This window comes from Yokenella regensburgei (genome assembly GCF_051486985.1).
Classification (GTDB): Bacteria; Pseudomonadota; Gammaproteobacteria; order Enterobacterales; family Enterobacteriaceae; genus CBFFRJ01.
The window spans coordinates 20,011-43,387 of sequence record NZ_JAHVDV010000009.1; the positions used below are offsets into that span (position 1 = coordinate 20,011).

The window sequence follows — 23,377 nt, forward strand, 5'->3', positions numbered from 1 at the left end:
CATGGCCCGTTCCGTCAACGACCGTCTGCAGGATGAGACGATAGCGCATGGCCTGTATGTGACGCGCTACGGCACTGGCGTCGCCCGGCGCATGGTGGCGCTGCTGAATAAACTGGATGCAGAGCTGGCCGCGAAACTGCTGGTGCTTCTGGACGGCAAACGGGCGGATACCTACACCGCCCGTCGCCTGGCATCGATGCTGGCTGGAGTACGTGAGCTTAATCAGCAGGCCTACGAACCGATTAACGAGGCGCTGGCACGCGAACTGATGCACTACGTTGAGTATGAGGTCGGGTATCAACTGGACCTGTTCAGCAGCATCATACCGCAGCAAATCCTCAAGCATGTGCCGCTGCAGAGCATCGCATCTGAGCAGGTTTACGCCGCAGCAGTGGCGCAGCCGTTCCAGGGGCGCTTGCTGAAGGAGTGGGGCCAGAAGCTTGAGGCTGACCGGCTGGACAAAATCACCAACGCTGTCCGATCTGGGTTCCTCCAGGGGGAAACAGTAGAGCAGATTGTCCGGCGCGTTGCCGGCACACCAAAACTCAACCGTGAAGACGGGGCAATCAACGCATCCCGGCGCGACCTGGCTGTAGTGACGCGTACAGCGGTTAATCATATGGCCGCCACTGCGCGTCAGGAGTTCGCCCAGGCTAATAGTGATATCGTGAAGGCCAAACAGTGGTCATCCACGCTGGACACCCATACCAGCCAGTGGTGCATCATCCGCGACCGCAAACTTTACTCGCTCGATGGCAAGCCGCTGGGGCATCAGATTCCGTATCTGCGCGGACCCGGTAAAATCCATTTCTGTTGTCGCTCATGCGAAATTCTGGTTACGAAATCGTGGGAAGAGCTGAAGATTCCCTCCGGCGAGCTGAGTAGCACCACACGCGCATCAATGGATGGACAGGTGCCAGCGCAAACCAGCTATGCCGACTGGCTCGCCCGGCAGCCATACGCACGGCAGGAACAGGTACTGGGCGTGACAAGGGCACTGATGTTGCGTGATGGCAAAATCACTGTACCTGAGATGTTTAACGACCGTGGGGAGTTTCTCACCCTTCAACAACTGAGGCGTGTATCGAGTCCTGAAGGCAAAAACTTTTCACTGGAAGATGCGCAGACCGTTGCAGAAATTGAACATGGTATGCGCGGTGTTATTGCTGAGGATCTTCACTTCCCTGAGGGTACTTCGATTGAGTCTGCAAGAGTGGCGGCTGGCGCTGCGCGAGACGTTATCACTCGATTTGACTTGCCCCCACTGACGTCGTTTGGCGAACAGGAAGGAATTAAAAGTACGGCCGCCGGTGCATATTTGTCAGATCGTAAGGCAGTGCATGTGGCCCCGTGGGCGCTTGACCCGGCAGCATGGGAAACCATCAGGAAAAACAGTGTCGGCGTGGACATGACTTTCATGGTGCGGCCAGAACTCTTATCCGGAGAAATAGCCAAATCCGTAGACGATGTTGCCCCCGCAGAGTTGCCTTTTGTCGCAGTACCTTCGGTGCAGGGCACTGTCTGGCATGAGATGGGGCATCACCTGTATTACGCTAATCCAGAAGTTGGCCCACTTATTCAAAGTGCCTATGATAAAGGCTGGTGGCGTGCATTAAGCGCCTATTCTGCAGAATCGCCCAGGGAACTGTTTGCTGAGATTATTTCCGCATTCATGAATGGTGATAACCAAAACATTATCGACCCAGAGATATTAGAGTGGCTGAGAATAAATTCCCGTACCTGAAAAAAGCATCTGAACTGGCCCATGCCGAACCGCTGCCTGATGACGTTATTGAGCAGCTTGATGTTATCTGCAAGGAGGCCGGAGAAAACACACCTGAAGGAAGAATGATTGGCGTCCTGATCGGCTCTGTCTATACCAGGCTTCACAGCACTGAATAATTCCCACCTCTGATTTTCATAAATCAAATCAAGGCTGCCTCCCGGCGGCCTTTTTTTATGCCTGCCGCTGAGCGGATGCGACGCGGCGCCCGGGTCGGATGACCCATTATCAATGGCCGGAAGGCTGGAGCAAAACAATGAAACTCAAACTTGATGCTAACGGCAATGTGGTCGTTGAAAACGGTATGCCTGTCTATGTCCATGATGACGGCAAAGAAATCCCGTTTGACGCGGTCGCAGCGATGACCAAAATCACCTCCCTGAACGGTGAAGCCAAATCTCACCGCGAAGCGAAGGAGGCGGCGGAAGCCAGTCTCGCGAAATTCGCTGGCATCTCCGACCCGACCAAGGCGCTTGAGGCCCTGGAAATGATGACCAAAATCGACCAGAAGAAGCTGATCGACGCTGGCGCCGTTGACCAGGTGAAGGCCGAGATCACCAAGGTTTACCAGCAGCAGCTGGACGAAGCGAACGGCAAGACCAAACAGCTCGAAACCCAGCTCTACGACGAGATGATCGGCGGCCGCTTCGGTGGTTCGAAATTTATCTCCGAGAAGATGGCGATCCCGGCTGAGTTCGTGCGTTCCCACTTCGGCCAGAACTTCAAAATCGAAGACGGCAAGGTCGTGGCCTACGACGGGCAGGGCAACAAGGTGTTCTCTCGCACCAAGCCTGGCGAACTGGCTGGCTTCGATGAAGCGCTGGAATCCCTGGTCGAGTTGCATCCGCAGAAAGACTACATCCTCAAATCGTCCGGCACCAGCGGCGGTGGCTCTCACCAGTCGCAGCATCAGGCCGGGCAGAAAACCATGAAACGCGCTGCTTTCGACGCCTTACCACCAGTTGAACAACAAACGGTAATTGGCGGCGGCACGAGCATCGTTGATTAACCGAAAGGAAACCTGAATGTCCAACACCCTCACTGGCCTTATCCCAACTATCTTCACCGCCCTGAATCGCGTATCCCGTGAGCAGGTAGGCTTTATCCCGGCAGTGGCCCGTAACGCCAAAGCCGATGCCGCGGCTAAAAACCAGACCGTGACCGCACCGGTCGCACCAAAAACCACCACCGTTGATATCACTCCGGCGGCAACCGCGCCAAACGACGGTGATCAGAACATTGGTACTGTGGACGTCAAAATCACCAAATCCAAAATGGCTCCGGTCAAATGGAATGGTGAAGAGCAGCTTGCCATCGGGCCATCAGGCACCTATGACATTGTTCTGGCTGACCAGTTCTCTCAGGCGTTCCGCGCACTGAGCAACGAAATGGACGCTGACCTGGCAGCGCTGGCTTACAAGTCTTCCCGCGCAGTTGGCGCGCCGAAAGACACCCCGTTCAGCATCAAAGACGACCTGTCTGATGCGGCGAACGCTCGCCAGGTGCTGACTGATAACGGCGCACCAACCACTGACTTGCGCATGGTCCTGGGCGGCGAAGCGATGGCGTCCATCCGTGGCAAACAGTCCGTACTGTTCAAAGCGAACGAAGCCGGTACCGATCAACTGCTGCGTGAAGGCATCATTGGTCGTGTGATGGGCTTTAACCTGCACGAATCTGCCAACATCAAGCGCACCGCGAAAAGCACTGCGGCTGGCTATAAGGTCAACGGCGCGAAGAAAGAGGGCGACATCATTGTTGCTATCTCTGCTGGCACTGGCGGTATTGCTGCCGGGACCGCAGTGAAGTTCGATGGCGATGACAACCAGTACATGGTCGTAGCGGCAACCTCTTCCGCTATCACCATCGGAGCGCCCGGCCTGCGTCAGGACCTTGCAGACCAGGCAACTGTCACAGTGCTGAGCGAGTTCGTGCCAAACGTTGCCTTTGACCGTAACGCATTCCTGCTGGCTTGCCGTACCCCGGCCATGCCAAAAGGCGGAGATACCGCTGACGACGTGATGAACGTAACCGATCCGGTCTCTGGCATCACCTTCCAGATCGCGCTTTATCGCCAGTACCGTCAGGTGCGCTATGAGGTTGGTGTAGCGTGGGGTGTTGCATCCGTTCAGCCTGAGCATTCCACCATCATCATGGGTTAACCACAGGGGCTTCGGCCCCTTTGTTTTTCAGGAGGCCCAATGGCCGGATTAACCAGAGAGCAACGCACGAAGCGTGAAGCTGAAAAGCTTGCCGCGCAGAACGGTGCTGATCAAACTCCTGCCCAGCAGGAACAGCAGCAGGAACAGCAGCAGGAACAGCAGCAGGAACAGCAGCAGGAACAGCAGCAGGAACAGCAGCAGGAACAGCAGCAGGAACAGCAGCAGGAACAGCAGCAGGAACAGCAGCAGGAACAGCAGGGAGTTGTGCTGGTGGTCATGGTGCGTGATACCCCGGAGTTCCCAGGCGGCCCGCTGAGCGCTGGGGTTCACCCTGACGAGGTTGACAACTGGCTGGCGCTGGACTGGCGTCTGGAGGAATAACCATGCTGGTTGCCGATCCCCATTCACGTGATTTCAACAGCTATGCCAGCGTGGTTGACCTGCGCGCATTCGTGGCGGGGCGCAGATATACCATTCCTGCCGACGATGAAGAGTGTGAGACGTTGCTGATGCAGGCGATGGACTTTCTGGAAGGGAAAATATGGCGAGGGCAGCGCTCCAGCGCATCGCAGCCGCTGTCATGGCCGCGTTCGGGCGTGCGCTTCGATGGCGTTGACATGCCGGATGACGCCATCCCTCAACTTCTGGTTGATGCGCAATGTCGCCTGGCTATCGAGTCGCAGGAGATTGACCTCACGCCGTCGGTCGCTGGTGGTGGCGCGGTGGTTATGGAGCGTGTTGAGGGCGCGGTAACGGTCCAGTACGAACCTGGCACGAACAAGGCTACGCCGTCGTTCCCCTGGTTCTATTCCTCGCTGCGCGGGCTGGTGGTCGGCGGCAATCAGATCCGCATTGAAAGGGGGTGATATGGCAATCGACTACCGACGCATGCGAAACACCGCGACCCGGCTGCTGACCGAGAACGGGAAGGCCTATCCGCTAACCCGCGGTGGCGGCACTACCCGCGATCAGTTCGGTAAAGAGTTAACGACTCCGGCGATCACTTCGACCGTCACTGGCGTTATCACCGAGTATTCCTCCCGTGAAATCGATGGCTCCTTGATTGCCACTGGTGACAAGAAACTCGCAGCCACGTTTGAAACTGAAGTGCGTATTGACGACCGCATTGAGATCGACGGCAAGGCATGGCGGGTGGTACAGCCTAATCCGGTTAAACCTGCCGGCGTGCTGATCTCCTATAACATCCAACTAAGGGCGTAACTATGGACAGTTCTGCTAATCAGCCGTTCCTGGCTGCCATTAAGTTGTTCGTTGATGGCTCTAAGGAGGAAATGGATAACGTTATCAGGCGAACGGGTATCAAAATCCTGGGGCGGCTGGTGGATATGTCCCCGGTTGGCCAGCCTGATAATTGGGAGGTCAACCAGACTGCATCAGCCTATAACGATGCGGTACGAGACCACAATGCTGCGCTGCGTGATGACCCGGCAAACCTGACGAAGGCCGGGCGGCTTAAGCGTGGGCTTAAGGTCAATGATTCGATGGACATCAAAAAGCCAGATGGCTATGTCGGTGGGCGCTTCAAAAACAACTGGTATGTGGGCTTTGATAGCCAGCCGACAGAGTCGAACGACACGCCTGACGCCTCCGGCCAGGGCTCAAATTCCCGCGGCCTGGCGGTGCTTGAGGTGTTCAGGGTAGGGCAGGTCAGCTCGATATTCTTCACCAACAACCTGCCATATGCGCAGGCGCTGGAAAACGGACATTCAAATCAGGCGCCAGGCGGTATGGTCGGACTGACAGCACTTGACGCGGCACAACTATTCCGTGAAGCAATGAGCGAGGTGCGTAATGGCCGGTGATCAGTCAATGCGGATTGCTGATCTGCTGGAAGGTCGTGTAGCGGCTGTTTGCTCCTCTATTGGGCTGCCAGTGGCCTGGCCAAACATCGGCTTCGCTCCCCCTGATAATGCGCCGTATGGGCGCGTTTATGTCTTACCGGCGCAAACCGTGGGGCAGGATATGGAAGGCCAGCTGCGCACCTATCAGGGCATTCTCCAACTCAACATCATCGCACCAGCAGGTAACGGTGTGAGCTTGTCCAGGGGGTTAGCTAAGTCTGTTGCTGATGCTTTCCCTGAAGGTCTGCCGCTCGTGGATGGCGACCTGACAGTGTACATAAACGGACCACCACAAGTTCGTACGCCAGTACAGGACCGACCAACGTCAGCACCAAACGGCAGCAGCGGCTCCATCACCTACACCACTCCCGTCAGCATGCAGTACCGCGCTGATTACTGACCCACCACCCGGTGGGTTTTTTATTATCTAAATTCAGGAGAGTGCTATGGCATTCGCTATCCCCAATGGCTCACGTGTGAACGTGGCCAGGGCCTATCTGGCACCAATTGTTTTCACTGCAGCATCGAATGCAACGGAGTGTGAGCTTACTGTTTCCTCCGCTGCCGGCATTCTGGCGGGCGATGTCGTTCAGGTCAGCTCTGGCTGGCTGAAGCTCGATAACATGGTGCTACGCGTTAAATCGGTTACCAGCACCAAGATAGTGCTGGAAGCATTCGATACCACCGACACCAGGAAATTCCCCGCGGGCACCGGCGCGGGTACTCTGCGCAAAATCGACTCGTGGATCACCATGCCGCAGGTTATGACGCTGTCCACCGAAGGTGGTGACCAGCAGACCATCAGTGTGCAGTTCCTGGAAGATGATAAGGCCCGTACCATCCCGACGTTTAAAAACGCCGTGGTTCAGGTCTATACGTTCGCCCACGACCCGCAACTGGCTATCTATAAGCGTCTGATTGACCTCGATGATTCGAGTGATACCACTGCGGTATGGTTTAACAATCCGCGTGGTAAGGCCGACCGCTTCTATTCCGCCAAGGTGTCATTCCAGCGCGTGCCTAAAACCGAAATCAACGCAGTGGAAAGTAACGAAGCGCGCATGAACTTCGAATCGGACATGCAGATTTACCCGATCGCCGACTCATCCGCTACACCTCTTGCCTTCCTGACTAACCTTCCATCCACCAAAAGTGTTGCTGCAGGTTCTTCTTTGGATCTGGCGGTGGTTATGCAGGGCGGCTCCGCGCCTTACACGTACGTATGGAAGAAAGGCGGTACCGCTATCCCGGGCAAAACAGCCTCGACGTTCAACATCCCTTCGGTTGCATCCGGCGATGCCGGTTCTTACACCTGCGAGGTCACCGACGCCGCAGGCAAGACCCTGGCCTCATCTGGTTGCACGGTCACCGTCAGCTAATTAACTGGCCCGGTTCGCCGGGCTTTCTTTTCTCTGAGGAACCAAAATGACCCAATTTTCCCTGATTCCGGACCCCACTTTTTCCACCACTGCGAGCATCCCTCGTGCCGGGAAAGAGGATGGAAAGCTGACCTTCACCTTTCGCCACAAAACCCTGGACGAACTGCACGCCATGGATGAAAAGCTCCAGAAGGGTGCCGAAGGCAAGAAATCAGCTGTAGAACCTCAAGCGGATTACCTGCTTGAGATCGTTGAGGCGTGGGCATTACCGGACGATTTCAACCGTGAAAACGTTATTACCCTGCTGAAGAACTATCCCCGCGCATTCGACCACATCGGGCTGGCGTATACCAAAGAGCTGATGGCGATCCGCGAAAAAAACTAAGGCAGGTCGCTGCAGCGTTGTATACGCCTGGACCGACTCTCGCGGAGTTGGCCGCTTTTGGTTTGACGCCTGAGGATGTGGAGGAAGAGGTGGGGATCCTGCCGTCGGCCTGGCGTGCCTTCACCATCTTCTCTGCCCTGGCGACACAATGGCGCGTCGGCGCGAGCGGGGCTACTGGCCTTGATTACAACGTTCTCCCCTGGATGTTCAAATTACACGGGGTTGAGGATGCGGCGGCCTGCATGGCTGATATTCAAATTATGGAAAGTGAAGCTCTCAAAGTGATGCATAAGGAGACGAGCTAATGACAGATCAAATCGCCTCGATTACTTTGCGGGCCGATGTTTCCGACCTGAAAACAGCCAGTAATGAACTCGATAAACTGAACGAAGCCGCAACGGGTGCAGTTGCTGGTGCTGATGCCCTGGCAGACGCCGCGAAGAGGGTGAAGCCGTCCGCTCGCGAGGGAGCGGAAGGCATCCGGGAACAGCGCGAAGCGCTGAAAGGATTGCTGGAAAATATCGATCCTGTCACCAAGGCTCTGAATCGCCTTGATGAACAGCAGGATGCACTGCGTAATTTCAAGACCAGGGGTTTTCTGGATACCGACACCTTCCAGGCCTATAACAAGATTCTCGACGATACGCGCCTGAAGTTGACGGATACCGGCGAGGCTGCTGCCCGTGCTCAGATTAAACTGGAAGCCACCCAGGCAGCTGAGAAGCAATCGGCGTCACTGAAAAACCTGCTGGGTGCAATCGACCCTACGATTCGTGCGTTCAGTTCACTGGATGAGCAGCATGCGCAACTGGTGGCTCATTTTGAAGCAGGACGCATTAACGGCGCGCAGTTCGAACACTTCAACAGCCTTCTTAACCAGACGCGTGAGCGCCTGTCTGGCGTCGCAGACGTAATCCCTGAAGCGCTGTCCCGACAGGAGGCAGCGGCACGCAAAGCAGGTATTTCAGTTGGTCAGTACAATGCAGCAATGCGCACGCTGCCGGCGCAGTTTACTGACATTGCAACGCAGCTTGCTGGCGGGCAATCTCCATTCCTGATCCTGCTACAGCAGGGCGGGCAGATAAAAGACCAGTTTGGTGGGGTGAAGGGCGCAATCTCGGGGGTGACTTCTTATATCACAGGCCTTTTGGGACTATTAAATCCTGTAACCGTTGGGCTGGCGGCTGTAGCTGGTGGATTTGCTTACCTTGCTTATCAGGCGTATGAGAACAATAAGCAGATTGAGGCACTCAATCAGGCATTGGCAAAGACTGGTAATATTTCGGGGAAAAGCGCCGAAGGCCTGCAGGCGCTGTCCCGGCAATTGGCATCGGCTCGGGATGTTAGTAAATCAGTTGCCGTTGATGCCGTAACCAAGGCTACGGCCCTGGGAGCATCTGCAGACCAAATAGCACAATTCTCCGAAACCGCCTTGTTGATGACCAAAACAACCGGGCAAAGCGTTGATGAGTTGCTAAAGCAATTTTCCCGCATTGGTAATGATCCTGTTCAGTCACTGGTGAGCCTGAACGAACAATACCATTTCGCCACTGCTGCATTGTATGAGCACGTTAAAGCCCTCACTGAATCAGGAGATAAGGCTGGGGCTACCAAAGCCATTGTCGATGAACTGGCTGGCTCGCAGAAGAAATTCGGAGATGTTTCTGTGTCATCTCTTCAGCTCACGGGCGGTTGGTGGGATGAACTGATTGATAAGGTGGGTAAATATAAGTTCTCGCTGGATGACCTCAAAGCGACCCCAACCGTAGGGCTTCGGGAGCAAGGTATACGGACTGGTGGGAATGAATTGCCTGGATGGGATTACGTCAACCGCGAGGCAGCTAAACCACAACTCCCCACTGTAGAGGTTGCGAAGGCTGGTCTGCAGGATTTGATAAACCTACAGCAGGAAAACTCAGCAAAAGCCAAGCAGTTCAATGATGAGCAACTGGCATTTCGCCTTAAAATGGATGCCAGTGAGAAATCGTTAGCTACCAATGCGCAAAAAAGAACAGAAGAGGCCGAGAAATACGCACGGGCAGTTAAGGCTGGCTATATCACGCAGGTTGAAGCGGATAGACATCTTGCTCAATTTAACGAGCGGTATAAAGATCCGAAGACACCTAAAACTCCAGCAGTGAAAGTTGATGCTGGCGACCGTTCTGTTGACACTTTCAACGTTGAGACGCTTGCGCTTCAGTCGCAGTTAAAAACATTGCAAGAACATCGAGATATCAACGATGTGATAAGCCAGCAGCGAAAGCAGCAATGGGATCTTATCTCTAAAATCAGCATTCTCGAAGCGACGGCGAATGACCCAAAAGGTCGCGCACTGACGCTGGATGAAAAGTCTCTGCTGGCGAACAAAGAGAAGTTGCTGGCCCAGGCAGATATAAATGCGGGGCTAGGTGATCAGATTGCTAGGCAGCAGAAACTCAATACTCTTGCCGACCAAGCCACAAAGTTCACGCAACAGCAGGCGGCAAAGCTGGCGGAAATTGAGGCCGCTGCAAGGGGATTATCTACCCGCGAAACAGAGCGGGCGGCTACCCGGCAGCGGTTATCCGAAGCATATGCTTTCAATCCTGCTGCGCAGGAAAAGGTGTTAGCGCAGCAAGAGGAAACATATCGAAAAGAGGACGAACTCCGAAGTGATTGGCAAGCCGGAGCAAAACGCGGATGGGCTGATTATGTGGATACGGCCACAAACACATATGAAGCAATGCGGAATGCAGCCGGGTCAGCTTTTAGCGGCATTTCCAACATGCTGACAGACCTTGTGACAACAGGTACAGCCAGTTTTAAATCGTTCGCTACTTCAATGCTGAAGATGATTGCCCAAGTAGTTAATCAACTGCTTGTAGCATATGCAGTCCAGGCTGCAATGGGCTGGATAAGTGGTTCGGCAAAAACTAACCCTCAAGGCGGTGGTATCGGCAGTCCCGATTTTCAAGGGCCCATCCGTAATGCTAAAGGCGGAGTCTATGACTCTCCAGGCCTCAGTAAGTATGTGAATGGCGTCTATGACTCCCCGCAGTATTTCAGCTTCCAGGGCGCGTCGAAGTTTGCAAAAGGTGGTGTTTTTGCTGAGGCTGGTGCTGAGGCGATAATGCCTTTGACGCGTGATTCTGCTGGGCGATTGGGGGTCAGGGCGCAGGGCGGTGGCGGAAGTGCGCCGCAGGTGAATATTGATATCTATGTGGACAATAAGGGGAACACATCAGCAAACACTTCCGGAGATGGTAGTTCTGCGGCACGGGCATTAGGAAAGGAGATTGAGGCCAAGGTGACCGAGGTCTTAATGAGGGCGGCAAGAAGTGATGGCCTGCTTGGTAGGCAATTCCAGACCAAATGACTGGCCAGGCTTGATTCTGAGATAGCAATATCACACGCACTTAGTTACACAAAAGCATCCCTTGGTTATTATGTGAAATACACGGCAATCAAGGGGTTGATGATGAATAAATGGCTATGCTTGGGTCTTGCTTGTCTGGCGCTTACAGCCTGCAAACCCGATGAAAAAAAGGCGATTGAGCTAGGTAAAAAACAAGTCGCTGACCTTATGATGGACCCGGAAAGCGCCAAGTTCCGCGATGTAATATTTCGCTTAGATAAGGATAATGGCGATGAAGTAAGCGGTTATATCTGTGGGCAAATAAACGGAAAAAACCTTTATGGCGCTTACGGTGGATATAACCCCTTTTATGTCTATTTGACGATGACTTCAAAAGGTATCTTTTCAAGAGGGGTGAATTACTCAGTTGAGGCAAACCGGATCATTCCCCAACCTGATTCAACACTGAAAAAGCTGTATAAAACTAACTGCGGAGTGGATCTTCTTTAAAGCCGTCCACCTTAACACCAGCCTCGCTAACGCGGGGCTTTTGGCCTCTGGTTAAAACTTGGCGCTGCCTATACAGTACCTGTACAGTGATTGCGTTAGCGTTATCCGTCGCGTAGACTTTTTCTATCTTCTGTAATTGGGTTTGAAAATGGCAACAGGTGTACCTCAAGAAAAGGCCATTCAACTTTTGGAACTCTACGGGCACATGCTGTTAGAGGGTATGCCAATTGATGAATTTTCTTACAGGCGAGGCGTGAGAGAGCTAGAAAATCTGAGCTCAAACTTTTCAATTTCTGCGCTTGGTTTCTTGCATGCACTTTATGGAAATATACAAGAAGCAATAACAACGTTTGAGTCATTCGACATAATGAATAACTCGACACTCGCCACAAATTATTGCTTTATGCTACGCCACTCTGGTTGCGTAAATCTTTTAAATTCTCGGATCTATGCCATAGCTGATGTCCATCGTTCGAAAACCTTAAGTTGCACGGCCTACTCCATGGCCTATCGATTTGGGGATAGGGAGCGTTTAATTCACTACATGGACATGCACATTAAGCTACTTTCTGAGGATGAAAATCGTGCTGGTGCTGAGAAGCATAAACTTGAGCTTCTATCTGAGGTGGACGGAGCATACTCTCTGAGTGGCTGCACTTCAGAACAATTCCATACTCTTGCAAGTATCATTTGGGACTTAACTGAAAAGCACAGACTTATAACTGGTTTTGTAGAGGTTAGTAAAAACCGGAGCCCATGCTACATTGTTGATGTGCCTGATAAAGATGCGAATTTTATCGCAGATCTCAATTGGGAGTTAGCCCAAGAAATATGCAATGTCGATTTGTTAGATGATTGTGGTTTGGTGGCCAGATTCTCACCTTCTCGTGAACTACATTCTGGGATTAGTTATGCCAGTGAATAGTAATGATATTTTAAGCTGTGCTGATTCCTTAATTGAATTGCAAAACGAAACTGGCTATCGCAGTTGTGTTTCTCGTGCCTACTATGCGAGTTATCACCACGCTATAGAATCACTTCAGTCCGTTCCTGCATTTTCATCAAATCATCACAGCAATCTGATTGGATACATGTGCAACAAGTCGGAAAACAAATTAGAGCCATACGACTCCGCACAGATGAAACTGCTCGGTTACAGTTTGCGCCAACAGCGAGAGGCGCGTAACGAGGCTGATTACCATATATCGGAAGTTACTGTAAGTAAGGTAATGGCTGAAACAGCACTAGCTAGTTCCAGACTGTTTTTCCAAAAATGGAATGACCTAAAAAAAGCTATAGCATCTTGAATATCAAACATATATTAACAACGAACCCAGCTCCGGCTGGGTTTTTTTATGGAGCAAATATGGCAGTTGAAACCTACAGCTGGCGTTCGCAACTTGGAGCGGGCGCTATCGAATACAGTCACGCTATACGAACAGCTCAGTTTGGCGATGGCTATGAACAGGTTGCTGACAATGGCATCAACTCCACGGCCATTCAGGTGCCGATGAAGCACACTGGGACTGAGGCGGAAGTAAACACGATCCGCGATTTTCTGCTGGCCCACACGGTCAAGGCTTTCATCATCACGCCGCCAGGTGAGGTGAAAGGGCTTTATCGGGTTGTCGCTGACTCCGTGCGGAAAAACCAATTGAGCAGTAAATTCTCTGAGCTGACCTTCACTATCAAACGGGCCTACGGAGTATACGCATAATGGCACTTGTCGATCAGGCGGCGATGCTGGCACCGGGTGGCAGGGTCCGCCTGGTCGAAGTAGACGCCTCCGAGTTCAGCGGCGGGATCCACCGCTTTCACTACGCGCCATTTCACCATACCCCAGCTGAAATCGATGCGGCTAAAGGGGACGAGAACAAACTGGGGCCCAAACCAATTATATGGGGTGGTAAAACTTTCGATTACTGGCCGTTCCAGATAACAGGTCTCGCCCTCTCCACTGACCAGGCCGCTGAGCCAACCCTGAGCGTTTCCAACCTTGACGGGCACATCACGGCGCTCTGCCTTCAGTTTAAGGACATGGTGAATGCGAAAGTGAGCATCATCGACACCTACGCGGTTTACATCGATGCGGTGAACTTCCCGGGTGGTGTTAACCCGACAGCAGATTCGACAATGTTCTCTCTCCAGACCTTCTGGTTTGATACGAAAACGGCTGAAGACGACGAGGTTGTAACGTGGTCACTGAGTAGCCCTGCGGATTTGCAAAGCCTCGTGATTCCAACCCGGCAAATCACGTCATTATGCGAATGGGCACTACGTGGACAATATCGCAGCGGTGACGGCTGCACCTACAACGGCACGGCGTATTTCGATGCGAAGGGGAATGCAATCACTGATCCGGCGCTGGATGTGTGCGGCGGCTGCCTGAGTGATTGTCGTAAGCGGTTTGGGGCCGGACTGGCAGAACCTAACGCAGCAAACCTCGATTTTGGCGGCTTCCCGGCAACTGTTCTCTTCTCCCGATAACCGGACATACCAATGAACAAAACTATAATGGCGGCGATCCGCGCACATGCGCTGGAGGAATCTCCGCGTGAATGCTGCGGCTTCGTCGTTCAGTCGGGACGTCGTCAGCGTTACATCCCGGTACTGAACAGCCACGAAAATCCGACAGAACATTTTCGCATTGACGGCGAGCACTGGGCGAATGCTGAGGATGTCGGAACGATTGTTCGCGTCATCCACTCCCATCCGGGCGATGGGGCGCGGCCTATTCCTTCAGACCGCGATCGCCAGCAGTGCAATAACTCCGGCGTGGTCTGGGGAATCTACGCGCCGGACTGCGATGAGTATGCAGAGATAGCACCTGATGTCACCCCATTAGTTGGCCGCCCGTTCATCCTCGGTTCGCACGACTGTTGGGGGCTGATCATGGACTGGCACGCCACCCAGGGCGTGACGCTTAACGATTTCCGTGTGGATTATCCATGGTGGGAGAGCCAGTACCCGGACAACCTGTATTTCGAGAACTGGGAGCGTGAGGGGTTTATCGAATGCGACCCGGCGCCGGGCTGCATGGTCATCATGCAGGTTGAGTCTGCCAAGTGGAACCATGCGGGGATCATCACCGAAGAAGGCGAGCTGCTTCACCACTTGTACGGCCAGCCATCCTGTATTACGCCGTACGCCCGCGGTTATTTCAAAGACCGGACGATGATATGCGTCCGCCACAAGAACTTGCCTCAGGAGATTAAGCCATGGCGCGGTTAACCACTATTCGACTTTATGGCGTAATGGGTGCGCGGTTTGGACGCGTTCACAGACTGGCTGTTCAGACATCAGCCGAAGCGGTGAAGGCATTGTGTATCAACCTTGATGGGCTGGAAGCCTACCTGATGAATGCCAAAAATAACGGAATGACGTTCGCGGTGTTTCGCGGAAAGCGAAATATCAGCGTGGAGGATTTCAAAGATCTGAATGGCGATAGCGATATTCGTATTGCTCCAGTGATGGAGGGCGCTAAAAAGGCGGGCATGTTCCAGACGATACTGGGGGCAGTGATGGTTGTCGCCGGGATCGTTGTCGGTGTTTCTACGCTGTGGACAGGTGCCGGTCTAACTTTTGGCGCAGGACTTATTATGTCAGGTGCCTCAATGATGGCTGGCGGTATCTATCAGATGCTTTCTCCTCAACCTAAGGGGTTACAGGGCAGAGAAGATCCTGATAACAAACCAAGCTATGCCTTCGGTGGAGCTGTTAACACGATGGCAATGGGCAATCCTGTAGCCCTGCTTTATGGTGAGCGCGAGATTGGCGGCGCCATAATCAGTGCGGGGATCGTGGCCGAGGACATCTGAGAATTTCTTACTCTTCAATTAGCACCCAATCGGGTGCTTTTTTATGGATGCAATATGGCAACGATTACTGGTGCAAAGGGCGGCGGCCAGAAGCAGCATAAGCCCGTTGAACAGCCGGATTCAGCTCAGTCGATGGCGCGGTGCCGTATGCTGCTGGCGTTAGGGGAGGGGGAATTTGCGGGTGGGCTGGATGCGACACGTATATTCCTGGATGGCACTCCGCTGGGCAATGCTGACGGCACAATGAATTTTGAGGGCATTTCGTGGGATTTTCGACCGGGAACGCAGACCCAGACACCAATTCCCGGTTTCCCCGCTGTCGAAAATGAAACAAGTATTGGCGTTTCACTCACGAAAGCAACGTCATGGACACGGGCTATCAGCAATACCCAGCTCGACGCAGTGCTGGTGCGCATTGGTATTCCGCAGCTACAAAAGCAGGAAAAAGACGGTGATATTGTTGGCACAACCGTCAAATACCATATCGACCTGGCTACAGATGGTGGCGCTTATTCCACCATCATGACTAAAACAGTCACGGAGAAACTCAGCGCGCTGTACGAACTGACGCATCGCATTAATTTGCCAAAGGCCAATACTGGCTGGCAAATTCGTGTAGTCCGCGACACCGCAGACAGTACCAGTCAGTTGCTGCAAAATAAAACGCAGGTGCAGGCGATTACTGAAGTGATCGATGCGCGCCTGCGTTATCCGCATACAGCGCTGTTGTATGTGTCATTTAATGCAAAATCATTCAGCAATATTCCCAAGATCTCCTGCAAGCCCAAAGGGCGCATCATCCGTATTCCCCAAAACTATGACCCGGTTGCCCGCAGTTACAGCGGAACCTGGAACGGTACGTTCAAATGGGGATGGAGCAACAATCCAGCCTGGATATGGTTCGACGTTCTTACTGAGCCGCGTTTTGGTCTTGGTCGTCGTGTAACTGCAGACATGCTGGATAAGTGGGAGCTTTACCGCATTGCCCAACGCTGCGATCAGAAGGTACCGGACGGGAAAGGTGGCAACGGTAATGAGCCTCGCTTCATGTTCGACGTCTATATCCAGTCCGAAGCCGATGCCTGGCAGGTAATTAAGGATATCGCCGCGGGCTTCAACGGAATGACTTTCTGGGGCAACAACATGTTCAATGTTGTCTCCGATATGCCAGCTGACACGTCCAGGTTGCAGATCCTTACCCGTGCTTCGGTTGTTGGCAAGCCGGTGTACTCGAGCGCCAGTGAAAAGACCCGCTTCTCCAGTGCGCTTGTTAACTTCAGCGATCCGGACAATCACTATCAGGACCGTACTACGGCAGTGATGTTCCCCGAACTCGTGAAGCAGTTCAAATTTAAGCAGACACAGTTAACAGCTATCGGTTGTACGCGTGAAAGCGAGGCGCAGCGACGAGGTGGATGGGCGGTTTACTCTAATTTCCTGGACCGAATCATCACACTGCAGACGGGTCTGGACGGGGTTGTTTATGTACCGGGAACAGTTTTTGCCTTTGCTGATGAACGGGTGTCCGGTCGCATTTATGGCGGACGCATCACCGAATATAAGGCCGGGATTAAAGCTGTTACAACGGATCGCGGGACAAGTGCTGTTGCAGGGGATACATTGCTGATCCGCACTCAGGGCGGCACTGTTGAAAGTCGGATTATCCAGGCAGTAAATGGCACGCAGCTGATTGTATCCACACCGTTCAAAGCTGCACCACTCCCTAACGCCATATTCGTTATCGATGCCGGACAACTCCGTCTGCAGTATTTCAGAGTAACAAACCTGACATTTAATGATGAGGAAAATACATTCACCATTACCGGGGTCGAATACAATGCATCAAAATACGATGCCGTAGATAATAATGCCCGCCTGGATACGCCTCCAATTAGCCTCATCCCGACCGGGCTGGTGGCACAACCACGAAATGTAGTTATCTCCAGTTATGACTCAGTCCGGCAGGGGCAGCGTATCGCCACTCTGGTTGCATCCTGGGATCCTCCTCTGGATAAGAACGGCAACCCCCAGGCAGATATAGTTTCATACCGGGTGCAGTGGAAGCGGGGTGAGAACGAGTGGATCAATGTTCCTGCGACAGGGCTACGTAATATTGAAGTGCCTGGGATATTTGAAGGCGACTATCTCGTCAGAGTTTGTGCCATTAATTCCGGGGGGGCGACGAGCCTCTGGGCTTCCTCCACTCTTACGCACCTAAGTGGGCGAATCGGCGCGGTACCCAAGCCTGTTGGGCTCGTTGCCACGCCAATCAACTGGGGTATTCAACTCAACTGGGCGTTCCCAGCAGGCAGCGAAGATACTCTTCAGACAGAAGTTCAATACTCAGTATCAAGCACGGGTAACACCCCGATGCTCCTGGCCGGCGTACCTTATCCCCAGCATTCATACACCCAGGCGGGTTTACGTGCCGGGCAGGAGTTCTGGTACCGGGCACGCCTTGTCGACCGTATCGGTAACCAGTCAGACTGGACTGACTGGGTGCGCGGGATGTCGAACGACCAGGCCAGCGATTATCTGGACGCCATCAAAGACCAGGTGCTTCTGGCCGCGGACGGTAAGGCGTTGACTGAAAAAATTGATTTTGGCATCGCCGGGATATTGCAGGGCACGCTGGCAGACATCCAGGGGGCAAAGGTTTCTTTCGAGCAGTTTGGCATTGCGCGGGCTGAAATATCCCAGGCTCAGACGTTAATCGCTGATGCCAATCAGGCCTACGCCGAGTTCAAGGATCTGGTCGCTGTTCAGTTCGGTGACAGTGCAGCTGAAATCCTGACCGTTAAAAAAGCGCAGGCTACCACGGATTCTGCGATGGCCTCTCTGACCACAACGGTACAGGCCACCACGCAAAGTGTGGATGCTCTTACTGGAAGGATCACGAAAACTGAAGCCAGTGTGGTGAGTATCAGCCAGGCACAGACTGATACACAGCAGTCTCTGGCTACGTTTGAGCAGCAGGCGACGGCAAAATTTACGGTGCAGGATCAGCAGATTGTTAACCAGGCAAACGCGACTAACCAGAAATTTATCGAGCAGTCGGCAGCGATAAACCAGAAATTCACGGCTTACGCAGACGCCACCAGTGCCAACGCTATCTACACCCTGAAGGCAGGCGTTCAGTACAACGGCAATTATTACGACGCAGGCCTGTCAGTCGCTGTGCTGGCTGACAACGGGAGGATCACGACGCGTGTGGCCATCAACGCCAACGAGCTGGTGATGTTATCCGGCAGCAGTACGAGCCAGATGTTCTCGCCGTTTGCAATCGTAAACGGTCAGGTGTTTCTGAATGACGCGTTTATTCAGGACGGCACTATCACAAACGCGAAAATTGGCAATTACATCGCCTCGAATAATTACAGGACTAATGTCTCGGGCTGGCTGATAAACAAGAGCGGCGACGCGGAGTTTAACAGTGTGACGGTTCGCGGCAATGTTTATGCTAACGATGGCGTGTTTAATGGAGTTGTTTATGCCAGAGATGGTGAATTTACCGGGAAAATTACTGCGACCAGCGGCTCCTTTAAAGGCACCGTAGAGGCTGATTCGTTTGTCGGTGACGTTGCAAACGGGCAGTCGTTCCCTGATACCGGGTATGACACCTCCTCAACTGTGTCATTCACATATACGGACTCAGGAACGACTAATCGTGAAAAAAATATAACGTTAATGGCCACATACAGACTGGCTAACGGCGGAGGGGCAACAGCTGCTATCTCTATCGGTAACAGAACCAAGGAGTTTGTGATTCAGTGCCCTGCGTATCCATCCGGTTCAACCGCAAGTTTTTATACCACCCTGATGTTTACTGTAAAAACCAGAGCGCCGGTGGTTGATTGTTCGTTTTTCGCACGGATGGGCGCAGTGCAAATACTCAGTCCGACGGTGCTGGTCATGCGTGGCAGCGGCTCATTCGTACAGACAAGATAATTAGTCCTCACGTCCTCACAACAAGCAGACCCGGCTCCGGCCGGGTTTTTTTATGCCCGGAGAAAATATGTCCGCAGGAACAATCAGACTCACGAACAATTCGACAGCGGTTGTCGGTACCGGCACCACATTCACCTCAGACCTGAAATCGGGCGACGTGATTACGGCGACCGTCGGTGGGGTGTTTTACACCCTGTTTGTGGATACCGTAACCAGTAACACCGCTGTCACTATTACTGACCCGTTTACCGGGCCGACGACCACCGGGGTCTCATACGTCGCGGTACCGCAGCTGGCGCTCAACCGCATCACTGCCGCGCTGGCCACGCAGACCGCAGAGGCCGTGAGGCGTATTCTCCAGGAGAATGCCAACTGGCAGGCGTTTTACTCCGGCAGCGGGGATATCACTGTAACGCTTCCCGACGGCACCCCGACAGGTAAACAGGTTTCCGGCCCGTCCTGGGCAAAGCTGAAGGCTGACGCCGGATCGTCGTGGCAGGACAGGGGACCGTTACCGCCTGACGCTAATCTGAATACGATGGCGCCGGCCACCACAGAGGGTGAGTGGGGCAAAGGCAGCAGCACCGGACTGAATGAGGCGAACGGCTTTCCCGCTGGCGCATTACCCGGGGTGCTGAAAGTTGTCGCTGGCGGTCGATTCGGCGGGACGCAGATTTATACCAACAGCGGCTACGACGGCCCCGCGTATATCTGGGTACGGTCATTAACCGCCGCCTGGAACGGAACCGACGGACCCTGGTCAGGCTGGAGTAACGTCGCGACAAGCTCCCTGCGGTCCACCCTGCTGGGTAACGTGGATATCAGCACCCTGAATAACGTTAACGCGTTCGGCTCGTATCGTGTGGCGGCTGCAAACGGCACGGTAGCCAACGGCTGGCCCTATGAGGGGTTTTCCGGGACGCTGACTGTCGAGCAGGGCTACGGCAGCGGCGCACAACAGACCGCCGTATCTGTTTACGGCAACGTCTACCTGCGTTACCTGAATACCCCCACCGCCTGGTCAGCGTGGGTCAACGCGTCGATTCAGGCCTGCCCCGCTTATTTTACGGGAAACGCGGATACGCTTTTTGACGACGGCAGCTATCCGACACTGGCAACCACGACGGGATTACCTGCCGTTGCCGGATTATCGTCGGGCGTGAATAACTGCCGCCTTGAGGTGCGCACCCTGCGCGCTAACCTGTGCGTGACACAGGACTGGTATTTGTACGGTTCGGGGGCTCAGTATAACGGGCGTAAATTCACCCGTTCAAAATACAGCACCAACCCCTGGACGCCGTGGCGTGAGGTACTGGACGACAGCAGCATCGGGATTATCTACGGGATCGGGGCATCCAATTCGTCTCAGTCCGGCGTGGATTGGCAGACGTTCAGTTTCGTAAACGGCGCTGCCTATCAGATATCCGGTGCCAGTCAGGCAAACGCGCCTGCGCCCCTCAATGCATTTACCTCCGCGTCGTTAGGGGTAAACATCCTCGGCATGTCGGGGGACCCGTCGAGCACCACCTCGATTGCCTGGTGCCTGTTTCAGGTGGCCGTGTATTCAACAGGGGGGACATCCCGGCGTTTGTTCAACGGCGTGTTTCGCGGCACAAACGGCAACCGCGTTTATTCCATTCTGGAGGTGGCGGCGGGCGTGGACGCGGCGGACACACGCTCACGCCTTGGCCTGGGTGGAGCCGCAGTGCTGAATGTGGGTTCAGCAGCCGGGACAGTAGCCGCGGGTAACGACCCGCGATTCAGTTCCGTAAATGGCATGGGGGGCGGGAATATCAATGGCGGTATCACGCTGCCGTTTATTTGTGCAAACGACACGTATTCACCGTCGAACCAGGGCGCGTATCTGGGCTGGAATCTGGGCTCATCCGGGTCAGGGGTTTTAACCTGCAATATCGGCGCGGGCACAGCCGGTGGCTGGGTAATGCGCACCGTAAACCAGGCAAACAGCCAGGAAATGTCCCGGTTCACCCTGGCAAACACGGGGATCGGTTATGCCTCGGGAGGGTGGCAGACAGGCTCAGATATTCACGTTAAATATGATGTGGAACCGGTGACAGCGGCCCTGCCGGCGGTGCTTTCTCTGGTCGGAGCGCAGTGGAAATATAAACCACGAAAAGGGGTGACCACCGCACCGGTGCCGGGCATCGGTCTGATTGCGCAGCAGGTGGAAAGATTCCACCCGGAAGCCGTCACGATTCACGATGAGGTTACGTATTTTGATGACGGGACCGCCCTGCCTGAACATAAATCCCTGGACGTGTCGGGGGTCTCAGCGGCCTACCATAACGAGGCGATAAAGGCCCTGTTCGGGCTGGTTAAGCTGGCGCTGGATGACCCGGATGCAGCGCGTCAGCAGATTGCAGATATTGAGGCTGAGGCGCAGGCGTTAACGGTGTCGCTGGAAGATTTGCAGCGTGAGCAGGTGGCGGCTCCCACGGAAACACCGACTGCAGAAGAGCCAGGTAATTCTGAAGAAGGTAACTCACCATCTGATACATCTGCGAGCGAAGAAAAACAGCCAGATATTCAGCCGTGAAAAATGATGATTGAACAGGTATCGACCTGCCCGCCAATATGCTCCCGGGCAGATTATGCGTAATCAGTGTCTGTTGAGAGCGAGGAGTGGACCTTGAGTTTGCCTTAATCAGCGTCATATCTTAGAGCTGGTCAATCACTATGCCTTTTACGAGGTGATTTGACATTCTTAACTACGCTGGCTTTAGTTCGTACAATCCCTGTCGAGTGCTAATATTTTTGCTCATACTAAATATTAGGGGTGGGTGTCAACTTGCGTACGAAGTGAGTTAGTAATTAATTTTTGATTAGCATGGCTTAAAATAAATGGTTCGATACCTGGTACTTTAATGACGAAACTGATTCATGATATTTTAGTAAGGTGTTTTCGATAATCATATCGCCGGACGTACATGAATTAACCTCAATTGAAAGGTTCCCAGATAGTGGTCCGCGCTAGCTTTACAAGACGATAAATAACTTACGGCACTTCTCAGAGGGTTGTTACAGAAATGGAAGAACTTAAATCAAATTCAGTTTCAGGTCGCGATTATAATCCCGTCTATGCATCTGCCTCTTCGGGAGATGTCGAGGCCCAAATTAAACTCGGAAAAATGTACCGTGACGGCGACGGAGTTGAAAAAGACGGCAAGAAGGCCGTCGAGTGGTTAACTAAGGCCGCTGAGCAAGGTAGTCTAAATGCCCATTACTTTTTGGGCGACATATATGCTTCGGGAAATGGAGTCCCTCTAAGCTATTCAAAAGCCCTTGAGTGGTTCAAATTTCCGTTAGATCAGGGCGACTCGGATACTCAGGTTTACGTGGGGTGGCTACACGAAAAGGGATTTGGGGTTCCTCAAGATTACTCAAAAGCTGCGGAATATTACGCACTTGCGGCGGAAAAGGGTAATAGCACTAGTCAATATAATCTCGGAAACTTTTACAGGGGAGGATTAGGGGTGCCAAAAGATGAAAATAAGGCACTCGAATACTATTCATTGGCAGCGCAACAAGGGGATAGCGATAGCCAAGCGCAATTGGGGAGAATGTACATTGCCCGTAATGACTATGAAAAAGGCAAAGACTATCTTCGTATGGCAGGTGAGAATGGCAACCAAAGTGCTCTTGAAACGCTAAAGAAAATTGAAGCGGATCAAGAAAAAAAGAGAACCGAAGACAGTATCAAAAAAGTCACCTGTCCTTACTGCGAAACGGAAAGCGTTTGGGGAAAAAAATATTGCCGGGGCTGCACAGCTCGGATTAGGTACGAACCTATAAGACTATATGAATGGATAGGTTTAGGTCTCGCTGTTGCTTTCGTGGGATATGCTATAACTCAGGGTTATTCATTTGTTGAAACATCCGTTATTTTCATGTTTATATGGGTTCTGGGAATCGTATTTGGTAAACTGTTCGGCAAGAAAACAGCTTATTTCTTCAGAAGCTAAGTCTTCAGCCTCATAAATCCACTTTTATTTTCTTCTGATTTGGGCAGTGAATTGCAGTCTGGCAAAATTCGAAGTAAAGTTTGTTGATCTAAGACGATAATTAAAAACTTACTGAGCGTAAACTGCGCTACGTTTTTCGTCTTCCCTGTCCCGGTGAGAAGCAATCCCAGTCGTGGAGTGACCCCTCCACGGCTTCGTTGAAGATATCGTGAC

General features: G+C 53.1%; 22 protein-coding genes and 1 pseudogene. All 23 read left to right on the plus strand.

The window, feature by feature from the left end:
* Window position 1: 1 nt before the first annotated feature.
* Window positions 2–1,111: pseudogene (locus tag KXR87_RS08515) on the plus strand (phage minor head protein); the annotation flags it as partial.
* Window positions 1,112–1,716: 605 nt separating this feature from the next.
* Entirely contained in the window at window positions 1,717–1,902 is a 186-nt protein-coding gene (locus tag KXR87_RS08520; RefSeq protein ID WP_437431831.1) for a hypothetical protein, read from the plus strand.
* Window positions 1,903–2,039: 137 nt separating this feature from the next.
* Window positions 2,040–2,792: a DUF6651 domain-containing protein gene (locus tag KXR87_RS08525; RefSeq protein ID WP_437431832.1), complete on the plus strand. Its 753-nt coding sequence runs from the start codon at window positions 2,040–2,042 to the stop codon at window positions 2,790–2,792.
* Window positions 2,793–2,808: 16 nt separating this feature from the next.
* Window positions 2,809–3,945: a P22 phage major capsid protein family protein gene (locus tag KXR87_RS08530; RefSeq protein ID WP_437431833.1), complete on the plus strand. Its 1,137-nt coding sequence runs from the start codon at window positions 2,809–2,811 to the stop codon at window positions 3,943–3,945.
* Window positions 3,946–3,984: 39 nt separating this feature from the next.
* Entirely contained in the window at window positions 3,985–4,326 is a 342-nt protein-coding gene (locus tag KXR87_RS08535; RefSeq protein ID WP_437431834.1) for a hypothetical protein, read from the plus strand.
* Between the two features lie 2 nt (window positions 4,327–4,328).
* Window positions 4,329–4,811 carry a DnaT-like ssDNA-binding protein gene (locus KXR87_RS08540; RefSeq protein WP_437431835.1) on the plus strand — a complete coding sequence of 161 codons (483 nt, stop codon included), beginning with the start codon at window positions 4,329–4,331 and terminating at the stop codon, window positions 4,809–4,811.
* A gap of 1 nt (window position 4,812) precedes the next feature.
* Window positions 4,813–5,166 carry a hypothetical protein gene (locus KXR87_RS08545; protein WP_437431836.1) on the plus strand — a complete coding sequence of 118 codons (354 nt, stop codon included), beginning with the start codon at window positions 4,813–4,815 and terminating at the stop codon, window positions 5,164–5,166.
* A gap of 2 nt (window positions 5,167–5,168) precedes the next feature.
* A complete protein-coding gene (locus tag KXR87_RS08550) occupies window positions 5,169–5,768 on the plus strand; it encodes a hypothetical protein (RefSeq protein WP_437431837.1) in 600 nt (199 codons plus the stop codon).
* Window positions 5,758–6,207 (plus strand): phage tail terminator-like protein, encoded by a 450-nt coding sequence (locus tag KXR87_RS08555; protein WP_437431838.1) that lies wholly within the window; start codon window positions 5,758–5,760, stop codon window positions 6,205–6,207. Before KXR87_RS08550 ends, KXR87_RS08555 begins: the two co-directional genes overlap by 11 nt.
* A gap of 46 nt (window positions 6,208–6,253) precedes the next feature.
* Complete coding sequence (locus KXR87_RS08560) at window positions 6,254–7,186, plus strand: phage tail tube protein (RefSeq protein WP_437431839.1); 933 nt, start codon at window positions 6,254–6,256, stop codon at window positions 7,184–7,186.
* 46 nt (window positions 7,187–7,232) lie between these two features.
* Window positions 7,233–7,571 carry a phage tail assembly chaperone gene (locus KXR87_RS08565; protein ID WP_437431840.1) on the plus strand — a complete coding sequence of 113 codons (339 nt, stop codon included), beginning with the start codon at window positions 7,233–7,235 and terminating at the stop codon, window positions 7,569–7,571.
* Between the two features lie 47 nt (window positions 7,572–7,618).
* Entirely contained in the window at window positions 7,619–7,876 is a 258-nt protein-coding gene (locus KXR87_RS08570; protein WP_437431841.1) for a DUF1799 domain-containing protein, read from the plus strand.
* Window positions 7,876–10,926, plus strand: a complete 3,051-nt coding sequence (locus KXR87_RS08575) for a phage tail tape measure protein (RefSeq protein WP_437431842.1) — start codon at window positions 7,876–7,878, stop codon at window positions 10,924–10,926. Before KXR87_RS08570 ends, KXR87_RS08575 begins: the two co-directional genes overlap by 1 nt.
* A 99-nt stretch (window positions 10,927–11,025) precedes the next feature.
* Window positions 11,026–11,415 carry a hypothetical protein gene (locus KXR87_RS08580; protein WP_437431843.1) on the plus strand — a complete coding sequence of 130 codons (390 nt, stop codon included), beginning with the start codon at window positions 11,026–11,028 and terminating at the stop codon, window positions 11,413–11,415.
* Window positions 11,416–11,563: 148 nt separating this feature from the next.
* Window positions 11,564–12,340 carry a hypothetical protein gene (locus KXR87_RS08585; protein ID WP_437431844.1) on the plus strand — a complete coding sequence of 259 codons (777 nt, stop codon included), beginning with the start codon at window positions 11,564–11,566 and terminating at the stop codon, window positions 12,338–12,340.
* A complete protein-coding gene (locus tag KXR87_RS08590; RefSeq protein ID WP_437431845.1) occupies window positions 12,327–12,722 on the plus strand; it encodes a hypothetical protein in 396 nt (131 codons plus the stop codon). The genes KXR87_RS08585 and KXR87_RS08590 overlap by 14 nt, the downstream gene beginning before the upstream one ends.
* A gap of 59 nt (window positions 12,723–12,781) precedes the next feature.
* Complete coding sequence (locus tag KXR87_RS08595) at window positions 12,782–13,132, plus strand: phage tail protein (protein WP_437431846.1); 351 nt, start codon at window positions 12,782–12,784, stop codon at window positions 13,130–13,132.
* Complete coding sequence (locus KXR87_RS08600) at window positions 13,132–13,902, plus strand: phage minor tail protein L (RefSeq protein WP_437431847.1); 771 nt, start codon at window positions 13,132–13,134, stop codon at window positions 13,900–13,902. Before KXR87_RS08595 ends, KXR87_RS08600 begins: the two co-directional genes overlap by 1 nt.
* A 12-nt stretch (window positions 13,903–13,914) precedes the next feature.
* Window positions 13,915–14,646, plus strand: a complete 732-nt coding sequence (locus KXR87_RS08605; RefSeq protein WP_437431848.1) for a C40 family peptidase — start codon at window positions 13,915–13,917, stop codon at window positions 14,644–14,646.
* Entirely contained in the window at window positions 14,634–15,233 is a 600-nt protein-coding gene (locus KXR87_RS08610; RefSeq protein WP_437431849.1) for a tail assembly protein, read from the plus strand. Before KXR87_RS08605 ends, KXR87_RS08610 begins: the two co-directional genes overlap by 13 nt.
* A gap of 54 nt (window positions 15,234–15,287) precedes the next feature.
* The gene (gpJ, locus tag KXR87_RS08615; RefSeq protein WP_437431850.1) at window positions 15,288–19,181 is read left to right on the plus strand and encodes a TipJ family phage tail tip protein; all 3,894 of its coding nucleotides are present in this window, start codon (window positions 15,288–15,290) and stop codon (window positions 19,179–19,181) included.
* Window positions 19,182–19,248: 67 nt separating this feature from the next.
* On the plus strand, window positions 19,249–21,738 hold the full coding sequence (locus KXR87_RS08620; RefSeq protein ID WP_437431851.1) for a pyocin knob domain-containing S74 family peptidase: 2,490 nt from the start codon (window positions 19,249–19,251) through the stop codon (window positions 21,736–21,738).
* Between the two features lie 490 nt (window positions 21,739–22,228).
* Window positions 22,229–23,164, plus strand: a complete 936-nt coding sequence (locus KXR87_RS08625) for a tetratricopeptide repeat protein (protein WP_437431852.1) — start codon at window positions 22,229–22,231, stop codon at window positions 23,162–23,164.
* Window positions 23,165–23,377: the final 213 nt, after the last annotated feature.

Bases quoted from the DNA above. Each gene is read 5' to 3' on its own strand.
- KXR87_RS08525 (WP_437431832.1), top strand. From the start codon at position 2,040: ATGAAACTCAAACTTGATGCTAACGGCAATGTGGTCGTTGAAAACGGT.
- KXR87_RS08530 (WP_437431833.1), top strand. From the start codon at position 2,809: ATGTCCAACACCCTCACTGGCCTTATCCCAACTATCTTCACCGCCCTG.
- KXR87_RS08535 (WP_437431834.1), top strand. From the start codon at position 3,985: ATGGCCGGATTAACCAGAGAGCAACGCACGAAGCGTGAAGCTGAAAAG.
- KXR87_RS08540 (WP_437431835.1), top strand. From the start codon at position 4,329: ATGCTGGTTGCCGATCCCCATTCACGTGATTTCAACAGCTATGCCAGC.
- KXR87_RS08545 (WP_437431836.1), top strand. From the start codon at position 4,813: ATGGCAATCGACTACCGACGCATGCGAAACACCGCGACCCGGCTGCTG.
- KXR87_RS08550 (WP_437431837.1), top strand. From the start codon at position 5,169: ATGGACAGTTCTGCTAATCAGCCGTTCCTGGCTGCCATTAAGTTGTTC.
- KXR87_RS08555 (WP_437431838.1), top strand. From the start codon at position 5,758: ATGGCCGGTGATCAGTCAATGCGGATTGCTGATCTGCTGGAAGGTCGT.
- KXR87_RS08560 (WP_437431839.1), top strand. From the start codon at position 6,254: ATGGCATTCGCTATCCCCAATGGCTCACGTGTGAACGTGGCCAGGGCC.
- KXR87_RS08565 (WP_437431840.1), top strand. From the start codon at position 7,233: ATGACCCAATTTTCCCTGATTCCGGACCCCACTTTTTCCACCACTGCG.
- KXR87_RS08575 (WP_437431842.1), top strand. From the start codon at position 7,876: ATGACAGATCAAATCGCCTCGATTACTTTGCGGGCCGATGTTTCCGAC.
- KXR87_RS08580 (WP_437431843.1), top strand. From the start codon at position 11,026: ATGATGAATAAATGGCTATGCTTGGGTCTTGCTTGTCTGGCGCTTACA.
- KXR87_RS08585 (WP_437431844.1), top strand. From the start codon at position 11,564: ATGGCAACAGGTGTACCTCAAGAAAAGGCCATTCAACTTTTGGAACTC.
- KXR87_RS08590 (WP_437431845.1), top strand. From the start codon at position 12,327: ATGCCAGTGAATAGTAATGATATTTTAAGCTGTGCTGATTCCTTAATT.
- KXR87_RS08595 (WP_437431846.1), top strand. From the start codon at position 12,782: ATGGCAGTTGAAACCTACAGCTGGCGTTCGCAACTTGGAGCGGGCGCT.
- KXR87_RS08600 (WP_437431847.1), top strand. From the start codon at position 13,132: ATGGCACTTGTCGATCAGGCGGCGATGCTGGCACCGGGTGGCAGGGTC.
- KXR87_RS08605 (WP_437431848.1), top strand. From the start codon at position 13,915: ATGAACAAAACTATAATGGCGGCGATCCGCGCACATGCGCTGGAGGAA.
- KXR87_RS08610 (WP_437431849.1), top strand. From the start codon at position 14,634: ATGGCGCGGTTAACCACTATTCGACTTTATGGCGTAATGGGTGCGCGG.
- gpJ (WP_437431850.1), top strand. From the start codon at position 15,288: ATGGCAACGATTACTGGTGCAAAGGGCGGCGGCCAGAAGCAGCATAAG.
- KXR87_RS08620 (WP_437431851.1), top strand. From the start codon at position 19,249: ATGTCCGCAGGAACAATCAGACTCACGAACAATTCGACAGCGGTTGTC.
- KXR87_RS08625 (WP_437431852.1), top strand. From the start codon at position 22,229: ATGGAAGAACTTAAATCAAATTCAGTTTCAGGTCGCGATTATAATCCC.